General features: G+C 45.7%; 18 protein-coding genes. 7 read left to right on the forward strand and 11 right to left on the reverse strand.

The window, feature by feature from the left end; genetic code table 11:
- The first annotated feature begins 604 nt into the window (after positions 1–604).
- The 4 genes from CIK99_RS03445 (at position 605) to CIK99_RS03460 (ending at position 4,893) form a co-directional block, all read left to right on the forward strand.
- Entirely contained in the window at positions 605–2,569 is a 1,965-nt protein-coding gene (locus CIK99_RS03445; RefSeq protein WP_094379803.1) for an ATP-binding protein, read from the forward strand.
- Positions 2,570–2,595: 26 nt separating this feature from the next.
- On the forward strand, positions 2,596–3,420 hold the full coding sequence (locus CIK99_RS03450; protein ID WP_094379805.1) for a flavodoxin: 825 nt from the start codon (positions 2,596–2,598) through the stop codon (positions 3,418–3,420).
- 760 nt (positions 3,421–4,180) lie between these two features.
- Positions 4,181–4,498 carry a nucleotidyltransferase domain-containing protein gene (locus CIK99_RS03455; protein ID WP_094379807.1) on the forward strand — a complete coding sequence of 106 codons (318 nt, stop codon included), beginning with the start codon at positions 4,181–4,183 and terminating at the stop codon, positions 4,496–4,498.
- Positions 4,495–4,893: a HEPN domain-containing protein gene (locus CIK99_RS03460; RefSeq protein WP_094379809.1), complete on the forward strand. Its 399-nt coding sequence runs from the start codon at positions 4,495–4,497 to the stop codon at positions 4,891–4,893. Before CIK99_RS03455 ends, CIK99_RS03460 begins: the two co-directional genes overlap by 4 nt.
- A 295-nt stretch (positions 4,894–5,188) precedes the next feature.
- Here the strand turns inward: CIK99_RS03460 and CIK99_RS03465 are convergent, their stop codons facing one another.
- From CIK99_RS03465 to CIK99_RS03475, 3 genes are all read right to left on the reverse strand, one after another.
- Positions 5,189–5,641: a hypothetical protein gene (locus CIK99_RS03465; protein WP_094379812.1), complete on the reverse strand. Its 453-nt coding sequence runs from the start codon at positions 5,639–5,641 to the stop codon at positions 5,189–5,191.
- 62 nt (positions 5,642–5,703) lie between these two features.
- Positions 5,704–6,828, reverse strand: coding sequence for a DUF262 domain-containing protein (locus CIK99_RS03470; RefSeq protein WP_254047708.1), 1,125 nt, complete (start codon positions 6,826–6,828; stop codon positions 5,704–5,706).
- Entirely contained in the window at positions 6,825–7,925 is a 1,101-nt protein-coding gene (locus CIK99_RS03475; protein WP_094379838.1) for an adenine-specific methyltransferase EcoRI family protein, read from the reverse strand. The genes CIK99_RS03470 and CIK99_RS03475 overlap by 4 nt, the downstream gene beginning before the upstream one ends.
- 291 nt (positions 7,926–8,216) lie before the next feature.
- On the opposite strand from CIK99_RS03475, the gene CIK99_RS15705 reads away from it, so the two are divergent.
- Both CIK99_RS15705 and rmuC read left to right on the forward strand, forming a co-directional pair.
- Positions 8,217–8,648 (forward strand): DUF3791 domain-containing protein, encoded by a 432-nt coding sequence (locus CIK99_RS15705; RefSeq protein ID WP_254047709.1) that lies wholly within the window; start codon positions 8,217–8,219, stop codon positions 8,646–8,648.
- A gap of 160 nt (positions 8,649–8,808) precedes the next feature.
- Entirely contained in the window at positions 8,809–10,134 is a 1,326-nt protein-coding gene (rmuC, locus tag CIK99_RS03485) for a DNA recombination protein RmuC (RefSeq protein WP_094379814.1), read from the forward strand.
- A gap of 175 nt (positions 10,135–10,309) precedes the next feature.
- Here the strand turns inward: rmuC and CIK99_RS03490 are convergent, their stop codons facing one another.
- The 6 genes from CIK99_RS03490 to rlmD all read right to left on the reverse strand — a co-directional run bounded on the left by CIK99_RS03490 (position 10,310) and on the right by rlmD (position 16,183).
- Positions 10,310–11,323: a GGGtGRT protein gene (locus CIK99_RS03490; protein ID WP_094379816.1), complete on the reverse strand. Its 1,014-nt coding sequence runs from the start codon at positions 11,321–11,323 to the stop codon at positions 10,310–10,312.
- Positions 11,324–11,338: 15 nt separating this feature from the next.
- Positions 11,339–12,040, reverse strand: a complete 702-nt coding sequence (locus CIK99_RS03495; protein WP_094379820.1) for an iron-sulfur cluster assembly scaffold protein — start codon at positions 12,038–12,040, stop codon at positions 11,339–11,341.
- 118 nt (positions 12,041–12,158) lie between these two features.
- Positions 12,159–12,851: a tRNA1(Val) (adenine(37)-N6)-methyltransferase gene (locus CIK99_RS03500; RefSeq protein WP_094379822.1), complete on the reverse strand. Its 693-nt coding sequence runs from the start codon at positions 12,849–12,851 to the stop codon at positions 12,159–12,161.
- A complete protein-coding gene (gene kdsB / locus CIK99_RS03505) occupies positions 12,832–13,578 on the reverse strand; it encodes a 3-deoxy-manno-octulosonate cytidylyltransferase (protein WP_094379824.1) in 747 nt (248 codons plus the stop codon). Before kdsB ends, CIK99_RS03500 begins: the two co-directional genes overlap by 20 nt.
- A 14-nt stretch (positions 13,579–13,592) precedes the next feature.
- A complete protein-coding gene (locus CIK99_RS03510) occupies positions 13,593–14,759 on the reverse strand; it encodes a porin (protein WP_094379826.1) in 1,167 nt (388 codons plus the stop codon).
- The gene (gene rlmD, locus CIK99_RS03515; protein WP_094379828.1) at positions 14,756–16,183 is read right to left on the reverse strand and encodes a 23S rRNA (uracil(1939)-C(5))-methyltransferase RlmD; all 1,428 of its coding nucleotides are present in this window, start codon (positions 16,181–16,183) and stop codon (positions 14,756–14,758) included. Before rlmD ends, CIK99_RS03510 begins: the two co-directional genes overlap by 4 nt.
- Before the next feature lie 229 nt (positions 16,184–16,412).
- On the opposite strand from rlmD, the gene ppdK reads away from it, so the two are divergent.
- Positions 16,413–19,133 carry a pyruvate, phosphate dikinase gene (ppdK, locus tag CIK99_RS03520; RefSeq protein WP_094379830.1) on the forward strand — a complete coding sequence of 907 codons (2,721 nt, stop codon included), beginning with the start codon at positions 16,413–16,415 and terminating at the stop codon, positions 19,131–19,133.
- A 116-nt stretch (positions 19,134–19,249) separates the two neighbouring features.
- Here ppdK and CIK99_RS03525 read toward each other — a convergent pair whose 3' ends face one another.
- On the reverse strand, positions 19,250–20,218 hold the full coding sequence (locus CIK99_RS03525) for a YafY family protein (RefSeq protein ID WP_094379832.1): 969 nt from the start codon (positions 20,216–20,218) through the stop codon (positions 19,250–19,252).
- 43 nt (positions 20,219–20,261) lie between these two features.
- Positions 20,262–20,594, reverse strand: a complete 333-nt coding sequence (locus CIK99_RS03530; RefSeq protein ID WP_094379834.1) for a hypothetical protein — start codon at positions 20,592–20,594, stop codon at positions 20,262–20,264.
- Positions 20,595–20,883 lie beyond the last annotated feature (289 nt).

Genomic DNA, 20,883 nt, shown 5'->3' on the forward strand with positions numbered 1-20,883 from the left:
ATTGCTTGAGAAAATTGCGAGTCTCTTTGATTCCACACTGGATGACCTGCTTGAGAGGGCTATGGCAGATGAAGAAACAAGGCAAGACTTGGAACGCATTCTCAGATGTGATCAAGATTTCAAAAAGAAACCTATGGATTAACGCTTTTTAAGCAGAAAGAGCGAAATACCTAAAGGATAATTGTTTAATATCTATTGTTAAAAGAGTCAATCCCCACTACAGCTGCTTCTGTGGGTGTGGGAAACTCTTATTTGTTATTGTGGTGTAAAGGTAAGCTGCATCTCGGCAAAACAATCAAGTAGGCTTGTCGTTTTTTCTCACGATTTGCATTTCCCTCTGCAAAGGTAACACTTTTCATGTAAAGGAAAGCATCGTCTTTATACTTTTACAATAAAAAACCACTTTTCCCCGAATAATCCTTTGCCGTTTCGGGAATAATGCATAAATTTGCAGCGGATTTATTGGTAATACGCACTAATTCCCTAACAACGACAGTTTAGGCCAAGGGGAATGACCCGAGGCTTTGTGTCAAAATGAAAAAAAATGGTGATTGTTGTAAAAGAAGACAACCATAATGTATAAGTTATCTAACAAGAAGACTACATGATGAAAAGACGAATCGTTATCATAATATGCTTGCTGATGGCAATCAGTACACGTCTGTGGAGCAACGGGCAGCAGTTTAAGTCGGCCCTCATTGACTCTCTTCACACAGATGTGGAGACTCATATCTATGACAAGGATGTGACAAGACGCATCGACAAACTGATGAAAGCATCGAAAGAAGCCCACGACGAGACGGGTATGGCGATGGCCTACATGCAGTATATCTTTGTCATCTCGCTTTGGCAGGGACAGCCCGAAAAAGCACAGGCCATGATCAAGGACATGCATCGCGACATAAAGGACAAGGATAAGCAAGTGCAGGCTTTTATCCTGGCTTATAAGTATGTGATATTCGGGTTTCAGGATTTAGGACGCTTCCATTCGGCTATAGTCATAGCCAAGGAGATGGTGGCCAATATCAAGTCGCCCAAGGTGTTTAACATAGCTCACTTTGCCATTTACGAGTGCTATAGGGATATGAGGCTCGAAGAGATGGAACTAAAGGAACTATCGTTGCTCATCAAGAATATTGAAAGTGGCAACAACTATATGGCTGCCAATATCTATGTGTATGCGGCTCTGTCGTATATAGACACAAAGAAGTATGATCATCTCGTGCTGCCATGCCTGGCCAAGGCCGACTCGATAAGCAAGGCCAACAAGGGCAAAACAAATGACGCCATGCGCGACTTCCGTGAGAATTTCCTGTGGTACACCTCTGCCTACTATCATATCTTGTCGAAGAATGGAAACAAGGACAAGGCTCACTACTATATGGGCCTGCTTGAGAAAGACACAGATGAAGATAGGAAGGAAGACTCCCGCCGACTGCTCTTTGCACTGCGTATGCAGGAATATATTAGGTCGGAAAAGTGGAAGGAAGCCCTTGCGGCCAGCGACTCGTTGGTGAAGATAAAGCAGGATATGGAAATCATGCCGTATAACGAGTCGTACTATCGCGATATGGCCACAATTTACAAGGGACTGCGCAATTATCCCGTGGCATTCGATTATTTGGAGAAATTCATGGCCCTCAACGATTCCAATCGCATACGCCAGTCGCTGACCAACAGCGAAGAGATGTCTGAACTGTTCAATGTGAAGCAATATGAATATGAGAACATGCAACTGCAGAACGAGATGAAAGACAAGCAGCTGCTGACGGCATATGTTATCATTGGACTGATACTGGTAGTGCTGGTGTTGTTGGTCGTTGTGATAGTGTCGCAGGTGAGAGCATCGCGCAAGCTCAAGGCTGCCAATGCCGCCATCAACGAGTCGTACCAGAAGATCGAACGTGCCTTGAAGGTGAAAAACTCGTTCATCAATAGCATCAAACACGAGATTCGCACACCGCTGAACGCCATAGTTGGATTCTCACAAGTGTTCGCTTCCATGTTTGGCGACAACGAGGATTGTAAGCAAATGACCGACGTGATCACCGAGAAGAGCAATGAACTAACAAAGATTATCGACGACGTGCTCTACGCCTCCGACATACAGAATATCCCTGTCAACTTAGAACCAGTGAACATCTGTGACTTAATAGTCGATATCAGTGCCAACTACAGAGGGTTGCTGCCCAAAGACGGAGAGATGATTGTCGCGCCCGCCAGTGATGACATTATGGTGAACACCGACCACACCCTTCTCGCCAAGGTACTGACCTTGGTGGTGGACAATGCAGTGAAAGTTGCAGGCAACAGCCTCATCACCATTTCAGCCAAACAAGACGACAGCCACACTGAAATAACAGTGAGCGACTGCGGCAAGGGCATACCCAAGGACAAGAGCGAGTGGGTGTTCCAGGAGTTTACCAAGGTAGATGATTTCACCCAAGGCACTGGTTTGGGATTGGCTATATGCCGCGAAGTGATGAAACGTCTGAATGGCTCAATATATATTGACACAAAATATACCATAGGATGCCGCATGGTGATTAGGCTGCCGCAAACAGTATGAATTTTATTATCAATATTCAACAAAACATGAAAAAAATTTATTTATTTCTGGCAGCAATAGCCTCATTAGTAGGATGCTCGCCGAAAAACGACGCCCGAGGCGCCGTAAACCACGAGAAATGTTTGGTAGTGTATTACTCGCAGACTGGCGCCACGGCAAAGGTGGCACAGGAGATTAGCCGACAGACAGGCATCGACACACTGCGCATCGAAGCGGAGTATCCATACAACGGCAATTTTAACGAGACCATAGCCCGATGCCAAAAAGAGATGGCAGACAGCATATTGCCCAAGCTCGCTACATTCGACAAGGACATCGCCGCCTACGACACCATCTTCTTCGGCTATCCTATATGGTTTGGAACCTACGCCCCTCCCGTGGCCTCACTAATAAAGAGTGGAGCACTCGATGGCAAGGTGATCATCCCGTTCTGCACGTTTGGCAGCGGCGGTCTTGAGGCAAGCGTGGCCCATCTGAAAGAAGCCGTGAAAGAGGCAAAGGTGCTCGACGGCTATGGAGTGCGCAACGCCCGAGTGGATAAATCAAAAGACGAGATAAAGGAATTCCTCATTGGCTGCGGATTTGTTGAAGGTAAGATAGCTGAGCGTCCCGACTTCTCTGAACAGCACCCCATAGGCGACGAAGAGAAAGCCATATTCGCTAAGGCCTGTGGCGACTATCCCATGCCAATAGGCACTCCCGTCAGTGCTTGCAAGCGCACCATGGGAGATACCACTGAATACCTCTTCACTGTAAATTCAAAGTCGATGGATGGCTCTACAGCCTCGGCCAAAGTATATATCACTGTGGCAAAGGACGAGCAACCAGAATTCACCAGAGTCGTTAGATAAATCCTTAGTGATATGACTATTGTCGCATGTAGTGAACAGAGCGAATTGATTATTTCACTCTATCTATTCAGATTTTTATCACAAAGGGTAATATAATGTTATGTGAAGCCTATGTTTGAGTTATGTTCCACACTGCGGTATGTATATTCCGCACTGCGGAATGTACGTTCCGCAGTGGTGAATGTACGTTCCGCAGTGCGGAACGTAGATTAGATGCCTGTTCTAATAAAATTATAATAACTTTAATGAGAACTTTATGATAGCTATGGTGAATATTTATAATAACTATAGTGAGTACATGTAAGCCTCTTAGAGTAAAATGTTATAAATAATATAAAATATTTCTTTTAAAGTAAAAAATGCGTTTCAATGCAAGTTACGCGTTAACAAGTTAACACTTCACTAAGAGGCTTCCCTCTTGTGTTAATGTGGTCTGTCGGTAGAATAATCGACTTACTCGGGGAGAAAATATTTTTTCCTCGCGAGGAAAAAAAACGGTGGCCTGGACTATTGCTTTGACTACATGGAGGAACGGAGCGGCAGGTGTTAACTTGTTAACGTTAATTTGACGAAATTATTCATATCCAACTTCACCATAAATCACCATATATTACTAAAATCTACTTGCAAAGATAATACATTTTATCTGAAAGAACAACATTTTGGCGCACTTTTTAAATAAAAAAGATATTTTCCTCAAATTCCTTTGCCATTTCGGGAATAATACGTATATTTGCATCGGTTTAAACACGATTAATATATGGCAAGCAATGAATATATCATAGACAGCATCAAGAAAGTGGCAAGGGAGACATTGCCGCCAAAATCTTCATTGTTGCTATTTGGGTCGAGGGCTCGCCATGAGGAACATGCAAACAGCGACTGGGATATTCTTATCATATTAGACAAGCCTCAACTGACATCAGAAGATTATGACTATGCCTATCCCTTTAGAGTTTTAGGCTGGGATATGAATGAAGAAATCAATCCGCAAGTGTATTCCAAAAAAGAATGGGAGGATTACTCTTATACCCCATTCCACCAGAATGTTGAACAAGATAAAATGGTGCTGATATGAGCCTAAGTGACGAAGAAAGAAGAATCATGGTTGAACATGAGCTCAATAAAGCCCATAAGACAATGGAACAAGTTTATGTTTTAGCTAACAATGAATTTTGGGATGGAGCAGCCAACCGTTTATATTATGCCGCTTTCCATGCAGTATGCGCTCTTCTTATAAATGATGGGATAAGCGTTCATACTCACCATGGGGTTAATTCAATGCTTTACATGCAATACGTGAAGACAGGCAAACTGTCTGTTGAATTGGCAAAACTTTATTCCTCACTACAAACTATGAGAGAAAAAAGTGACTACAACTGCTCTTTCAATGCTTCGAAAGAAATCATCGAACCATTAATAAATCCAACAAACAACTTGATTCGGCAGATAACTCTAATCATAGGCAAGTAGAAATATTTACTGCCTTAAGATGAAGGTTGGGTGAAGGTTCTGCGGGCAACCTTCACCTCTCGAAACCCCGATAAACACATGGGATGCAGCACGACTGGTGAAGGTTGAAGGATAAATGCAATGATTCATTTTTCTTGGGATATTAAAACGGATAAAATCAATATACTTTCATCTGACACAAGGTTATTAATATTTATGAGCCAAGGTTATTATCCTTACGAACGTAGGGTTAATAACCTTGTTGGGATAGATAGTTGTATAAGGTTTTTCTGTAAAATGGGAAATCTTGCCTAAATCAGAAAGAATATTCCGTATTACTTGAGACCATTGCCTCAACCTCATATCCTTGGGGCATCTGTGCCTTTGTACCAGGAATAAAGATACATGGCCAAACCAAACAGCCTAATACTACCGCAAGTGGTGTCTTATTTTTTCCATATACACGTACTGTTGTATCAGAAAAGAAAAGAGGAGTACCATTAGGCAGAGTCATTTTTTGTATCGAAATTACTAGCCTACCTTTTGTTCCTGCAATTGTACTCTTACTTGCTTCTAGCACTTTGCCCTTAACAATAGTACCACGCTCAAAAACAGTTCTCCCTTCAACGGTCAATGGAGAAACAGTGACAAAATCAATAACTTGGCCTTCATTGACATCAGCAGCTTTTACAGTTTGAGCAGCTTGAAGGGGAATAATCGTACCAGCTTTAATTACTACTTTTTCTTGAGCAATTGCAATTGTGCTCATACATAATGCAAAGATTTATAAAATTAACTTTTTCATAATTGTTTGATTTTTATTGTTAAACGTTACTTAATACCTTTTCTTCTATTACACTCCCTGCAAAGCATTTGGCAGTTGGATTCTACTGTCCTTCCGCCTTCGCGCCATGGGGTGATGTGGTCGCCCTCCATCTGTTCGAAGGGAAATTCCTTTTGGCAGTGGGGGCAGATGTGGTGTTGCTTCTCCCATACGGCGAGCTTGACGTCGTCGGGGAAGGAGCGGAGGTCGAGATAATGCTCATCTCTTGTCAAGACGTAGGGGATGATGCCGAGGGGCTTCTGAATGTCGCTATCTCGCATGAGACGTGAGATCTCTTCCTCTATAGCAACAATGTCAAGAGTTTGCTCATGGAAGGTGTCGTAGAAATATGCCCAGTCGAGGCCTTTCATTATCTTCTTGAACTTCTTCATGCTGAAGTTGGTGATTGCCCAATTCAATACGTTTTGGAAATATGTCCAAAGATTGTTGGAATTTGGGTCGTGCTGATGTTGCGACATATAATCTACAAGCTTCTGCGGCTTCCCATTGCGAGTCTCGTGGGCAGCCATCCATTCAAGAGCCTTTTTGAGAAAGTCCTGACGAATGGGAGTGCCAACTACCAAGTCTTTACCCAAGCGGTATGCTCCGCAATTTGACTTTGAGAAATGACGCTTTGCATCACTCACGAAAGGACCTGCATATACGGCATTATGAATCTCCTGATCGTTGAGCGGTTTGCCTGCAATGTTGATAGTCTTGAACCATTCCAGTTTCTCAGACTCTTCTCCTTCGCATACATAAACTGTCAACTGATAGTTTAGGATTCGCTTCTGTATATCAGCCGGTTGATTGAAATAATTCTTCTCACCAACACTGAATTTTCCTGCAACATACTGGCAAAGGGAGAGTGTGCGTTGCTGTCCATCCATCACTTCGTATAGACATTCTGCATCCTCGCTCCTTTTCACCCAATACATCACATTGAGCGGATACCCCTTTAAGACCGTCTCAATAACGGCTTTCTGTTCTTTATCACTATATATGAACTCACGCTGGTATTTCGGACGAATGTCGAGAAGACCGTTATACCCTCTAACTCCTTCCTCTTCGTCGTTGACATAACCTTGGGTTATCTCTCCAACGGTCACATTGATTTGTTTTATTGTCATCATAGGCGTGGATATTTGTTGCGGATTAATACTCGTGCATAAGGCTTCTCAGGAATACCATTCTTCATATAATACAACTGACCGTCTCGAAGACTCTTATTATATTTCTTCAATGCTCTATCGTATGGTCTAAGACCTAACTCTTTTCCAGAATCTCCTTGAGTCTGACCAATTATCTCAAATTGTTCAGGATTATATTTGTCTAAGAATGTAATAGGAACTCCCATTGCTCCTGAATAATCGTATGGTATATCAGATGTTTTACTTACTTCTATTGCATCATAATTTTCGTATGTAGGATATTCTTCTGGTGAATAACGGCAAACTAAGTCAAGCTCCTCATGACGTTTTTTATGATCAAGATTTGTGAACCATCTAACACCTTTGACTCTAATAAATCTTTTCCCATTGCTATCGATGCCACATCCAGCTGCATTCAATGGATAATCAATAGGCACATTGAATTTTCTGTCCCCACTTGAAATACTTGGTCCAAACCACACCTTATTATTCATTATCAGCGGAAAGACCTCTTTGTATGTTATAGCATTTACATTCCCGATTATCAAGAACTTCTTCTCATACTCCATCAACTGAGCGATATATTCCCTAAAGAGTGAGAATGGAGGATTGGTCACAACGATGTCTGCCTCTTTCAACAGCTCAATACATTCCTTTGAGCGAAAATCACCAGTTTCGAGAGTTGAGAGCACGTTCTTGTCGTTTTGCAGAAGTATTCTTACATCCGATAGGTCAACTGCTCCATCGCCGTTAAGGTCTTTCACTTCTGTAATAACAACTTTATGGGCAATTTTCTTAGGTTCTTCATCACCAAAATCAAATGACAACGTTAATTCATCCCCTTGAATGGGAGAACCATTATAGCATGTGCAGATAAGCTTCTTCAATCCGAGATGATTGAAGTGAAGCGCAAAATATTTGAAGAAGTTGCTTTCGTAAGGGTCGTCGCAGTTGCACAGCACAACTTTATCGTGGAAATGCTGCCAATAATGCTGCAACTCCATCTCTATGTCGGACATCTGAGTGTAAAACTCATCCTTCTTTGCCGTCTTTGCTGCGTTTAGGTTCTTGTTTGCCATAAAAATAATGATAGTCGTTTGGCACTCAACTATCAATCACGCCGAGACACAATAATGGCGCGATGCACCTTATTGCGTTCAGCTTTGAGGTAGCGTAGGAAGGAAACCTCAGTCAGTTATAAGAATGCATCACGCCTATTGCGTGATTGCATTGCTAATACAACTAACCAAGGCATCCATATATCTACGGACACCCTGTCACATATTATTCTTGTTACGTTATATCCATGAAAGTTTCCTACGCTTTTGGCTGAACGCGAATAATAGCGAATGCTTTTGTTTTTACCCACAATGTTATTGGAAATCCTCTGCGAAGCCTGCGGCCCGCAGAAGTGGAAATCCGCTCCAAAGGTACGAAGATTATCAGAAAGGAGAAAACTTTTTGGGAAAAATATTCAAAGTAACCCTTATTTTTCCGCTTTTTCTTGGAAAATTCATAAAAAAAGCAGTATATTTGCAGCAAAATTGCGAGTTTGTATGATACAAAACAATAACAACGAGGCAGAAAAAGTGCATTTTGCAGTAATGGCTATTGGAGCTGCCGCTGACCTTATGGGCATTTCGCCTTCAGAAATGCACAAGCGTCTTGACAAGGTTGGTCTTGTAAAGAACCTACTTTTTGATTTATATGATGTAGAACATACCCAAAGTTTGGAGTATGTAGCAGAGGATGTTGTAGATGCATTGCATAATTGGGAAAAACACATAAGTCGGAACTTATAGACGTTGTCAATGGCACACTCTTTACAGAACACAATTTTACACGTGTCACCCATTCCCACCGTTTTTGTAAATGTTAATTAGCCGGGTTTCTTTGGCCGTTTGTAGCTTTATTGCTACCTTTGCATACACCTTTTTATATATATAAGCAAATAAAGTAAATATGACAACATTATTTTTGATTGCAGTGGCAGGAATGGCACTGATGGCTTGCGTGGGCTTCTATGTGGGGAAGACGATGCAGGAGAAGCAGATAGGGGAGATAAAAGATGCTTACACGAGACAGATGGCTGAGATGAAAGAGGCCTTCAGTAGGCAGTTAGCCCAACAGAAGGAGAGCTACGAGACACAGATAGGGCAGATAAAGGAAAACTCTGAGAGACAGCTCGACGTGCTGAAAGAGATGAACCGGAAACAGGTGGAAGACCAACTCGCAATGATAAAGCAGCAGATGCAGACTACCTCAGAGGAAGTGCTGAAGAGACGACAGGACGAGTTGGGTGAGAGAAACAAGGAACAGGTGTCGAAGATTATCGATCCGCTCCAGAAAAGCCTGAAAGACATGCAGGAGGCCTTCGACCACTCGAAGCAACAGCAGTATGAGGCTTTGGCACGACTCGACGAGACCATAAAGATCAACATGCAGAAGAGCATTGCGTTGGGCGAGACTGCAGACCGACTGACAAGGGCGCTGACAGGCGAGGTGAAGGTGCAAGGTAATTTCGGCGAACTGAAACTCAAACAGCTGCTCGAAGACATGGAACTGAGAGAGGGCGAGCAGTTTGACACCCAGGAGACTCTCAGAGACAAGGGGGGAAACCGTGCCAAGGGTGACGACGGCAAGGGACTCATTCCCGACTTCATACTCCATTTCCCAAACAACCGCCATGTTGTGGTTGACTCAAAGATGTCGTTCACGGCTTACGAGAGATATATGAATGCCGAGGAAGGCAGCGATGAGAAGAAGGAATGGCTCCGACAGCATATTGCCAGCGTGAGGGCACAGGTGAAACGACTGGCAAAGAAAGAATACTCAAACTATCTGCCCTCGGGCTACAACCGCCTCAACTTTGCCATAATGTATGTACCGATAGAAGGCGCACTAAATCTCGCTTTGCTCAACGACGACACACTATGGCGTGAGGCTTACGACGAAGGCGTGCTGATACTCGGACCGCAAACTATGTATATGAACCTCAGGGTACTGGAGATGATGTGGACACAAGTGCGCCAACTGACCAACCAACAGGCCATGATGGATGCAGCAAATATCGTGGTGGAGAGGGTGCAGGACTTTGGCATACGTTTTATGGATGTGGAGACAAGCATGAACGAGACCATCAAGAGGATGGGGAAGCTAAAGATAACCACTGCCGACAGCGGACCAAGCATCATTACCGCAGCACGCAATCTGATAAAGGCTGGCGCGAAGGAAAACAAGAAGAAAAAGTCGCTCTCCGAAATGGACGAGACAATGTTTATTGAATAAAGATAATAAAAGAAGATAAAGGGAGAAAAAGAATAATTTTGGAATACAAAAGAAGACCTCCGCGTAAAAGTCGAAGACTAAAACGCGGAGGCCTTAATTTTTCTTATGTATCAACTTGTTAACTTGTCAACTTGTTAGCTTGTTAGCTTGTTAACTTGTCAACTAAAGAATCAACTTACTTCTTGTTGATGGCCATGTCAACAGTAACGGCAACGGCAACAGTAGCACCTACCATTGGGTTGTTACCCATACCGAGGAAGCCCATCATCTCAACGTGAGCAGGAACAGAAGATGAACCAGCAAACTGAGCGTCAGAGTGCATACGGCCGAGAGTGTCGGTCATACCATAAGAAGCAGGACCTGCAGCCATGTTGTCTGGGTGCAGTGTACGACCTGTACCACCACCAGAAGCTACTGAGAAGTAAGGCTTGCCTGCGAGCACGCGCTCCTTCTTATATGTTCCGGCTACTGGGTGCTGGAAGCGGGTTGGGTTGGTTGAGTTACCTGTGATGGAAACGTCAACATCCTCAAGCCAGTTGATGGCAACACCTTCACGAACGTCGTCAGCACCATAGCAGTTAACCTTGGCGCGAGGACCGTCAGAGTAAGCAGTGCGATTAACAACCTCTACCTTACCTGTGTAGTAGTCGAACTTGGTCTGTACGTATGTGAAGCCGTTGATACGGCTGATGATCATGGCAGCGTCCTTGCCAAGACCGTTGAGGATACAACGCAGAGGATTCTTGCGAACCTTGTTTGCCATCTCGGCAATCTTGATAGCACCTTCGGCAGCTGCGAACGACTCGTGGCCAGCGAGGAAAGCGAAGCACTGTGTGTCCTCGCGGAGCAGACGGGCAGCAAGATTACCATGGCCTATACCTACCTTACGGTCGTCGGCAACAGAACCTGGGATGCAGAAAGCCTGCAGACCGATACCGATAGCCTCAGCAGCCTCGGCAGCGCTCTTCACACCCTTCTTGATAGCGATGGCAGCACCGCAAACGTATGCCCACTTTGCGTTCTCGAAGCAGATGCCCTGAGTGTCCTCGCAAATCTTGTAAGGATCAACACCTGCATTTTCGCAAATCTGATTAGCCTCTTCGATATCTTTGATACCGTTCTCGTTGAGAGCTGCGAGAACCTGCTTGATTCTGCGCTCCTGGCTTTCGAATTTCACTTCTCTAATCATAGTTGTTTCTCCTTATTATTCTTTACGTGGATCAATAGACTTAACAATTCCCTGCTCGGCCTTGGTGCGACCGTATGAGCCTGTGAACTTCTTCACAGCCTCGTTAGCATCCATACCTGCCTTGATGGCTTCCATCATCTTGCCGAGGTGAACGTATTCGTAACCGCAAACCTGGTTGTCCTTGTCGAGGAACATTTTTGTGATGTAGCCCTCTGTAAGCTCGAGGTAACGTGTACCCTTGGCAACGGTGCCATAGAGAGTACCTGTCTGGCTGCGGAGACCCTTGCCAAGGTCCTCAAGACCTGCGCCGATAACGAGTCCGTCCTCAGAGAATGCGCTCTGTGAACGACCGTAAACGATCTGAAGGAAGAGTTCGCGCATAGCGGTGTTGATAGCGTCACAAACGAGGTCAGTGTTGAGAGCCTCGAGGATGGTCTTGCCTGGGAGAATCTCAGAAGCCATGGCAGCAGAGTGTGTCATACCTGTACAACCGATAGTCTCTACCAGACACTCCTGGATGATGCCTTCCTTAATGTTCAGCGACAGCTTGCAAGCTCCCTGCTGTGGTGCACACCAACCCACGCCGTGGGTATAACCAGAGATGTCTTTGATCTCTTTAGCCTGAATCCATTTTCCTTCTTCAGGAATTGGGGCTGGTCCGTGGTTTGGACCCTTTGCAACAACGCACATGTTGTTGACTTCATTAGAATACTGCATATTCTTCGTTTATTTAAAAATGAATAATAAATAATTTGCTATTTTCAGCACTGCAAAATTAATGATTTTTTCTGAGAAAATACCTAATATTAGGTATGATTTTTAACTCTTTAACTCTTTATAAGTAGAAATGGCCTGTCAAAGCCTTATATTTGTCATCTCCAATTATCAAAACTTCGTCATAAATGGTATCGGCATGTTTGCCAAATTCTATCATAACGCGTTTCTCGGGCTTGGTCATTTTTGTCTTTACACGGCAGAGACGTTGGAGGCTCATGCCGTTGAAGATGCATTCTGACTCCATGGTCGTCTTGTTTTCCGAGGGAATAATCACTGCCAGTGTACCGTCTGTTTTCAGCAGTTGGTTTGCTTTTCGTGCCAGTTCAGCGAGGGTGAGTGTCTTGGCGTGTCGGGCCATGGTGCGCTTGTCGTCAGGACAGGTGAGCGAATCGACGAAGAAGGGAGGGTTACACACAACGAGGTCGTACCGCTCTTGTTCGTCTTCATCCTGCAGGTATGCGCGGCGTGAGGTGAGTCTGTCGGCGAATGGCGATGCCGCGAAGTTTTCGTTTGCTTGTGTCACCGCGTCGTCGTCGATATCAATCGCCTCGATGGTAGCATTCGGGAACCGTTGGGCAAGAAAGAGGGCGATGAGTCCTGTGCCTGTGCCGATGTCGAGTATCCGCATTGGGCTTTCTGCGGGTTTCTTGCACGCCCATGCTCCGAGCAGCACTCCGTCTGTGCCTACCTTCATGGCGCAGCGTTCTTGCCTGACGGTAAACTGCCTGAAGCTAAACGAGTCCTTTGACATATTCTTCCGCTTTTTCCAAGTCTTCTGGGGTGTCGATGCCAATGGTCTCGATGTCGGTCTGTCCTACCTTTATCCGGTAGCCGTTCTCAAGCCATCTTAGTTGTTCGAGGCTTTCAGCTGTCTCGAGGGTGCCTTGTGGCAGTCGAGTCACTTCTTTTAGCACATTGCGGCGATAGGCGTAGAGACCTATATGCTTGAGGAAAGGGTAGGAGAGAGCCCATTCATGCGCTTCCTTTCCGCGGACGTATGGAATGACGCTGCGGCTGAAATAGAGGGCATAGCCTCGCTTGTCGATGACGATTTTCGGTGAGTTGGGATTGCTTATCGCCTCGATATTGTCGCCGAAAGGCTTGCCGAGGGTGGCTATCTCTGTGGACGGGTCGTCGAAACAGCGGCAGACGGTTTCTATCTGTGACGTGTGGATGAAGGGCTCGTCGCCTTGTACGTTGATCACCACGTCCCATTCGCCGCCAATCTTTTCTACTGCTTCCTCTATGCGGTCGGTGCCGCTCTTGTGGTCGGTGCGTGTCATTATCGCCTTGCCTCCGAAAGCCTCTACAGTATTGAAGATGCGGTCGTCGTCGGTAGCTACCCACGTGTCGGCGACCACGCTGCTGACTTTCTCATATACGTGTTGTATTACAGGCTTGCCCGCGAGCGTGGCCAATGGCTTGCCGGGGAAACGCGTTGAGGCGTATCTTGCTGGAATTATCGCTATGAACTTCATAATGTCGTTTTTATTTAGAATCTTACACTGAACTGTACGTCGGCCATGCTGTAGTTGTGGTTGACGATGTTGCGATCGTTGACGAGAGAGTATTCGGTCTGTATCTCAAGGTTCTTGCAGAACAGGTAGTTGAATCCAGCCTTGTAGATAGTCTTTGCCGATGCCCAGTCGCCAGCCTGTCGATAGAGGTCGTAGCGTGCCTTGGCCCTTAGCTTGCCCTTGATGATGGGTGCAATCATGGCTACATACACTCCGTCGGCACGGTCGCCGAGCTTGTCGTTGTAGTTGCAGTCCTTCAGGTCGTCGCTTGTGTTGGCTGTGGTTTTGAACGCACCGCCGGTGTTGTGGATATACTCTGAGCGTATCTGCCAGTCGGCGTCTTTGTATTCGGCGGAGATGGCGTAGCGGTAGCGGTTCACCTTTCTTGTGCCTGATTCCTCAATCATTCCGTCATTCCACCAACCGGTGCGTGCGTATGAACCTACCCATCCGAAAGCACCGATGCGCATTCCCTTGATGGGTGACACCCAAACGCCTCCGATGACATCCTTCTGATTGCCCACATCCTTGCGGTTGATGCCTTGTCCGTTGAACACGCCCGCCTCGTAGTGCAACAGTCGTCGGCCGTTGGCGTTAGGAATAAGGTCGCCCGACACTTGAACACCTATATCACGTCCGCTGCTCGACTGTTCGCCAGTGCGGTCGTTGAATCCTGCGAGTTTCTGTATTGACTGTGCTTGTGAGTTGAATCCAATGTCGATGGGATTCATAGGGTTTTCAAACGAGAAAGGGCGCTTAAACTGTCCTATCTTGACCTTGAACTCCTTGTGTCTCAGCCATTCAAGGCTCATGTCAACCATGCGTGGCGACTCGCCGAAGGTGCTGGAGTTGCCGTTCAGCTGTCCTTGTAGTTTATATTCAAAGTCGTTGAGTATCCGACCTGTCATGGTGAGGCGTATGAGTCGGATGCTGAACGTGTTACTGTTTTTGCCCTCTTGGAATGTGGCGTTATAGTTGCCGATGAGATAACCTGATATCTTTGGCTTGCTCATCACGTCGGCCAGTTTCAGTTCCTTTGGGGCTTCTTTTTTGTCTGCATTTGTCTTTTCTGTAGTCTCAGCAGCTCTCGCCTGCATTGACAATGAGGCTGCGATTGCAGCCAATATAATCATCTTCTTCATACTTCACTTTTCATTTCCAACAGTACTACATTCTCTACGTGCGGCGTATGCGGAAACATGTCCACGGGTTGTACTTTCGCCACTTTATACAGCGGGTCGAGCAGTTGCAGGTCTCTTGCCTGTGTTGCGGGGTTACAACTTACGTAAACAATACGTTTCGGTGCGGCGTTCATGATCACCTTGATTACGTCGGGGTGCATTCCAGCGCGTGGGGGGTCGGTGATGATGACGTCAGGTTGTCCGTGTTCGGCTATGAAGTCATCGGTGAGAATATCCTTCATGTCTCCTGCGAAGAAGGAAGTGTTGTCGATGCCGTTCACCTGCGAGTTTACCTTCGCGTCCTCAATAGCCTCAGGCACATACTCAATACCAACCACTTTCTTTGCCTTGTGAGCCACGAAGTTGGCGATGGTGCCTGTGCCGGTGTAGAGGTCGTAAACGGTTTCGTCGCCTGTAAGTTGTGCAAAGTTGCGGGCCACGCAGTAGAGATGGTAAGCCTGGTCGGTGTTAGTCTGGTAGAAACTCTTGGGTCCTACCTTGAATTTCAGGTCTTCCATCGTTTCGTAGATATGGTCGTTGCCCTTAAACACAATCACGTCCTGGTCGCCTATGGTGTCGTTGCATTTCTGGTTGTTGACATACATGAGTGCCGTGATTTCTGGGAAGGAGTCAGCCACGTGTTGCAAGAGTTCCAATGCTCGTGTCTCGTCGCCTGACTCGTCATAGTGAAACTGAATGATCACCATCCACTCGCCGGTGTTAGAGTTGCGTATGATAATGTCGCGCAGCAGACCTGTCTGAGCCCTGAGGTCGAAGAATTTCAGGCCGTGTTCGAAGGCGTAGTCGCGAATGTTGTTTCTTATTCTGTTGTGCAAGTCGTCCATGAGCCAGCATTTCTCTATGGGCAAAATCTTGTCGAAGGCTCCGGTGATATGGAATCCTATGCCGTTCATGTTGTCGTATTTGAATCCCGATGCCACTTGCTCACGTGTGAGCCAGCGTTTGTTACAGCATCCGAACTCCAACTTGTTACGGTATTCGAATGTCTTCACCGAGCCCATGATGGGTTCGAAGTCAGGCAGTTGCACTTTTCCTATTCTTGTCAGTTGGTCGTGCACCTGTTTTTGTTTTGCCTTTAGCTGCTCCTCGTAGGGAAGGTTTTGCCATTTACATCCTCCGCAGATTCCAAAATGCTGGCACAGAGGGGTCGCGCGTACATTACTATATTTAATAAACCTTACAACTTCAGCCTCGCAGTAGCTGTGTTTTTTCTTTTTTATCTGCAGGTCAACGACGTCTCCTGGCACTGCAAAGGGCACGAAGATCACCATGTCGCCAACTCTTGTGAGCGATTTTCCCTCAGCTGCCACATCGGTGATAGTGATGTTTTCCAGGATGGGGAAAGGCTTCTTTTTTCTACTCATTTATGTTGTCTTTTATGTTGTTTTTGTCTATTTTCGGTGCAAATTTACAAAATAATCCACAAAATGTAACATGAAAGATGCATTTTTTTCCGATTTTTCTTGCACCAAATCAAAAAAAGTATTACATTTGCAGTTGATAAACTTGCCAAATGGCAGAAAACATTGTCTTTCGGACTATAAACATAGAAGTGACACAAATAAATTACAATACAACAACCAATTTTAATTTATGAGCGAAAAAAGAGTTTATACCTTTGGAAACGGAAAAGCCGAAGGAAACGCAAAAATGCGTGAGGAACTTGGTGGTAAGGGTGCAAACCTTGCCGAGATGAACCTTATTGGTGTGCCAGTGCCTCCTGGTTTTACAATCACAACCAGTTGCTGCAACGAGTATTATGAAGTCGGTCAGGAGAAGATTAAGGAAATCCTGCAGGATGAGGTTAATGCTGCCGTTAAGCACACTGAGGAGCTTATGAACTCCAAGTTTGGAGATGTTAAGAACCCACTGCTCGTCAGTGTTCGCTCTGGTGCACGCGCTTCAATGCCTGGTATGATGGACACAATCCTCAACCTCGGTCTTAACGACGAGGTGGCAGAGGGACTTGTGGCTAAGACAAACAATCCACACTTCGTTTATGACTCTTATCGTCGTTTCGTGCAGATGTACGGTGACGTAGTGCTTGAGATGAAGCCTGTGAACAAGGAAGACATCGACCCGTTTGAGGAGATTATCGAGAGCGTGAAGGCTGAGCGTGGCGTGAAGCTTGACAAGGACCTCTCTGTAGAGGAACTGAAGAAGCTCGTTAGCCTCTTTAAGACTGCTATCAAGGAGCGCACAGGTAAGGACTTCCCCAACGACCCAATCGAGCAGCTTTGGGGTGCTATCTGCGCTGTGTTCCGCAGCTGGATGAACGAGCGTGCCATCCTGTATCGCAAGATGGAGGGTATTCCCGACGAGTGGGGTACTGCCGTCAGCGTTATGGCAATGGTATTCGGTAATATGGGCGACACCTCTGCTACTGGTGTATGCTTCAGCCGTGATGCCGGTAATGGTGAGAACCTGTTCAACGGTGAGTACCTTGTTAATGCACAGGGTGAGGACGTTGTTGCAGGTATCCGCACACCACAGCAGATTACAAAGATCGGTTCGCAGCGCTGGGCAGAGCGCGCAGGAATTAGCGAAGAAGAGCGCGCAGCCAAGTATCCTTCGATGGAAGAGGCTATGCCCGAAATATATGCACAGCTTAACGATCTCCAAGACAAACTCGAAAAGCACTACCATGACATGCAGGATATGGAATTCACCGTACAGGAGGGCAAACTGTGGTTCCTCCAGACTCGTAACGGAAAGCGTACGGGTACTGCTATGGTGAAGATTGCCATCGACCTTCTCCACGAGGGAATGATCGACGAGAAGACTGCTATCTTGCGTTGTGAGCCTCAGAAGCTCGACGAACTTCTCCACCCAGTATTCGACAAGCTCGCCCTGCAGAAGGCTAAGGTGATTACACAGGGTCTGCCTGCTTCTCCTGGTGCTGCTTGCGGTCAGATTGTGTTCCACGCTGACGATGCACAGGCATGGCATGCTGATGGTCACAAGGTTATCATGGTACGTATCGAAACTTCTCCCGAGGACCTCGCTGGTATGGCTTCTGCCGAGGGTATCTTGACAGCCCGTGGAGGTATGACCTCTCACGCTGCCGTTGTGGCTCGTGGTATGGGTAAGTGCTGCGTATCTGGTGCCGGTGGCATCAATGTTGACTACAAGGCTAAGACCGTTGAAATCGACGGTGTTGTATATAAGGAAGGTGACTATATCTCTCTGAACGGTACTACCGGACAGGTATATGCAGGCGAAGTTCCCACTAAGGCTGCTGAACTCAGCGGTGACTTCAAGGAGTTGATGGACCTCTGCGACAAATATACCAAGTTGCAGGTGCGCACCAACGCTGATACTCCCCACGACGCACAGGTTGCACGCGATTTCGGTGCTAAGGGTATCGGTCTTACACGTACAGAGCACATGTTCTTCGAGGACAAGAAGATTGTCGCTATGCGCGAGATGATTCTCTCTGAGACTGTTGAGGGTCGCGAGAAGGCACTTGCCAAGTTGCTGCCTTATCAGAAGGCCGACTTCAAGGGTATCCTCGAGGCTATGGACGGTTGTCCTGTTAACATCCGCTTGCTCGATCCACCTCTCCACGAGTTCGTTCCCCACGATCTTGCTGGTCAGCAGATTATGGCTGATGAGATGGGTGTTGACATCGCCACAATCCAGCGTCGTGTGGCTTCTCTCGCCGAGAACAACCCAATGCTCGGTCACCGTGGTTGCCGTTTGGGTATCACATTCCCCGAGATTACAGCCATGCAGACACGCGCTATCCTCTCTGCAGCTTGCGAGTTGAAGAAGGAAGGCAAGGATCCGAAGCCAGAGATTATGGTTCCGCTGATTGGTATCCTCTATGAGCTCAAGCAGCAGAAGGAGATTATCCAGAAGACTGCCAAGGAGGTATTCGCTGAGTATGGCGTGGAGATTGAGTTTGAGATTGGTACAATGATCGAGATTCCTCGTGCAGCCCTCACTGCAGATCGTATCGCTACTGAGGCAGAGTACTTCTCATTCGGTACCAACGACCTCACCCAGATGACCTTCGGTTACTCTCGTGATGACATCGCCAGCTTCCTGCCTGTATATCTCGACAAGAAGATCCTCAAGGTTGACCCATTCCAGGTTCTCGACCAGAAGGGTGTTGGTCAGCTCATCAAGATGGCAGTAGAGAAGGGTCGTGGTGTTCGTCCGTCTCTCCGTTGCGGTATATGCGGTGAGCATGGTGGTGAGCCCAGCTCTGTTAAGTTCTGCGCCAAGATTGGCATGAACTACGCAAGCTGTTCTCCATTCCGCGTGCCTATCGCACGTCTTGCCGCCGCGCAGGCAGCAGTAGAGGAGTAATCGCAAGATTCCAAAATAAGAAATTGGGTGTAACATCCTTTAAAATGGGATGTTACACCCAACTCTTTTTTCTTTTTGACCATCTTTGAAAGAGAAAGAGCTCATGTCTTAACAAGTCAAAAGTCTAGTGTCTTCAGACCATATATTTTAGCAATCTCTTTTACCCATCTGACGACCTCTTCCCTTACATAATTTGGCGACAAAACCTCAACCTCGCTACTCATCGATAGGATATGCTGAATAAAGTCGTAGGTGGGCATTACCGTTACTTCAAATATCGAGTAGTCGCTATGATTCTCCACCTCACGTTGCGACCAGTGTATCGGCAATTTTCGCAGATAATCGCGCCTATGGTTGATATCAGTCGCCTTTATTCGAATACGTTCTGCTTTAAGCACTTCCGGCTCAACGATTATGCCAAAAGCGTCAGCAAAATATGAATCTACAGTAAAGCCACGTGGCATCTTGAATGTGTCCTCTGTAGCAAATATCCGATGTACCCTGTCAAGCGCATAACGTCGTATTCGCCCTTGCTTTGTCCGTTCCTCAGGCTCTTCGCCCTCAGGCGCATTAAGCATCACACCAATGACATACCATCTTTGGTGGAATACTCGTACAAAGTATGGCTCCAGCAATATCTCGCAAGGCTCATCATCAAAGAAATCCTGATAAAGGAGGTTTACGACCTGGTTTTTCTTCATGCATTCCAATATCTTCAGCAAATGCCCGTTTCCATATGGAATCGTTTCGTACATCACCCTATCACGCAGTCCTTTACTGTCCTGCAACAGTCCGTTAACAGCAAAGGCCGACAGCAACCAATCCTTCACATTGTCTTTCTCCAGCCATTCACGGTTAACAATGCGATACCTGTACCCATTACGAACATCAGACGAAATCTGAATATCGAAAGCTTCCTCTATAGCACGCAGACAATCAGCAAAAGTTCGTTTAGGCAATGGAGTCTTCAGCGAGTTCAACTCCGTCCGTCCCCATTCATACTCAAACTCCTTATACGTCAATCCCTTGGGATTCTCGTATAGCTTGGATAATATCCAGATATGTCTGCGCAGGTAGTCCTTCATATTGGCATAAACAAATAGCAAAAAAATATTGTTGATAGGACTTCTATTGTAAAGCCCTTAATTCAGCCATTCGCTTTGAAACAAGTCCATTGTGCCCGTATAAGTTTTTGAAATTATGAATACTATTGGGTACAAGTTGCATTATGCCATTTTCAGCTTCATGAGGTGCATGATCCAACAATCCGAAAATATCTTTCGCCTGTTCTGGAGTTATCTTATATTTTTTTGCAAAAGCATTCCAAGCAACATTATAGTGAAAATCTCTGATTTTCATTTTTAACGTTTGGTCTGACATTTTCTTTATAGCTTCTTTACCACCTAAATGTGATATTAACTCTTGTGTTGAAGGTAACTTACATATTAAAGTTTCCCACACCTAAAAGAAGTGGTTGAAATTGCTACTAAGCCTTTATCCCATTTATTGGGAACAGACTTCTCGTTCTTTGAAAATATTGAAAAAAATCTGAGGATAAATAACAGATTGTCAATTATTTGTTGTATCTTTGTAAGGGTCAAAAACAAGATATTAAACAAAAAATCAACAATCTGTTATGAATGCAAAATTAAGTCATTTTTCTGAATTATCCAACTTTTTGAGTGAAAAATCTTCTATCTGCAATGATTTTCTGTCATTATTGGACAGATTCAAGCTTGGACAGTCACTT

This window comes from Prevotella sp. P5-92, from assembly GCF_002251245.1.
Taxonomy (GTDB): Bacteria; Bacteroidota; Bacteroidia; order Bacteroidales; family Bacteroidaceae; genus Prevotella.

Excerpts from the sequence above, each read along its gene's own strand:
- CIK99_RS03500 (WP_094379822.1), bottom strand. The coding sequence starts at position 12,851 with ATGTCAAAGGACTCGTTTAGCTTCAGGCAGTTTACCGTCAGGCAAGAA.
- CIK99_RS03475 (WP_094379838.1), bottom strand. The coding sequence starts at position 7,925 with ATGGCAAACAAGAACCTAAACGCAGCAAAGACGGCAAAGAAGGATGAG.
- CIK99_RS03445 (WP_094379803.1), top strand. The coding sequence starts at position 605 with ATGATGAAAAGACGAATCGTTATCATAATATGCTTGCTGATGGCAATC.
- rmuC (WP_094379814.1), top strand. The coding sequence starts at position 8,809 with ATGACAACATTATTTTTGATTGCAGTGGCAGGAATGGCACTGATGGCT.
- CIK99_RS03455 (WP_094379807.1), top strand. The coding sequence starts at position 4,181 with ATGGCAAGCAATGAATATATCATAGACAGCATCAAGAAAGTGGCAAGG.
- kdsB (WP_094379824.1), bottom strand. The coding sequence starts at position 13,578 with ATGAAGTTCATAGCGATAATTCCAGCAAGATACGCCTCAACGCGTTTC.
- CIK99_RS03450 (WP_094379805.1), top strand. The coding sequence starts at position 2,596 with ATGAAAAAAATTTATTTATTTCTGGCAGCAATAGCCTCATTAGTAGGA.
- CIK99_RS03490 (WP_094379816.1), bottom strand. The coding sequence starts at position 11,323 with ATGATTAGAGAAGTGAAATTCGAAAGCCAGGAGCGCAGAATCAAGCAG.
- CIK99_RS03465 (WP_094379812.1), bottom strand. The coding sequence starts at position 5,641 with ATGAGCACAATTGCAATTGCTCAAGAAAAAGTAGTAATTAAAGCTGGT.
- rlmD (WP_094379828.1), bottom strand. The coding sequence starts at position 16,183 with ATGAGTAGAAAAAAGAAGCCTTTCCCCATCCTGGAAAACATCACTATC.
- CIK99_RS03525 (WP_094379832.1), bottom strand. The coding sequence starts at position 20,218 with ATGAAGGACTACCTGCGCAGACATATCTGGATATTATCCAAGCTATAC.
- CIK99_RS15705 (WP_254047709.1), top strand. The coding sequence starts at position 8,217 with ATGTTATTGGAAATCCTCTGCGAAGCCTGCGGCCCGCAGAAGTGGAAA.
- CIK99_RS03510 (WP_094379826.1), bottom strand. The coding sequence starts at position 14,759 with ATGAAGAAGATGATTATATTGGCTGCAATCGCAGCCTCATTGTCAATG.
- CIK99_RS03470 (WP_254047708.1), bottom strand. The coding sequence starts at position 6,828 with ATGATGACAATAAAACAAATCAATGTGACCGTTGGAGAGATAACCCAA.
- ppdK (WP_094379830.1), top strand. The coding sequence starts at position 16,413 with ATGAGCGAAAAAAGAGTTTATACCTTTGGAAACGGAAAAGCCGAAGGA.
- CIK99_RS03495 (WP_094379820.1), bottom strand. The coding sequence starts at position 12,040 with ATGCAGTATTCTAATGAAGTCAACAACATGTGCGTTGTTGCAAAGGGT.
- CIK99_RS03460 (WP_094379809.1), top strand. The coding sequence starts at position 4,495 with ATGAGCCTAAGTGACGAAGAAAGAAGAATCATGGTTGAACATGAGCTC.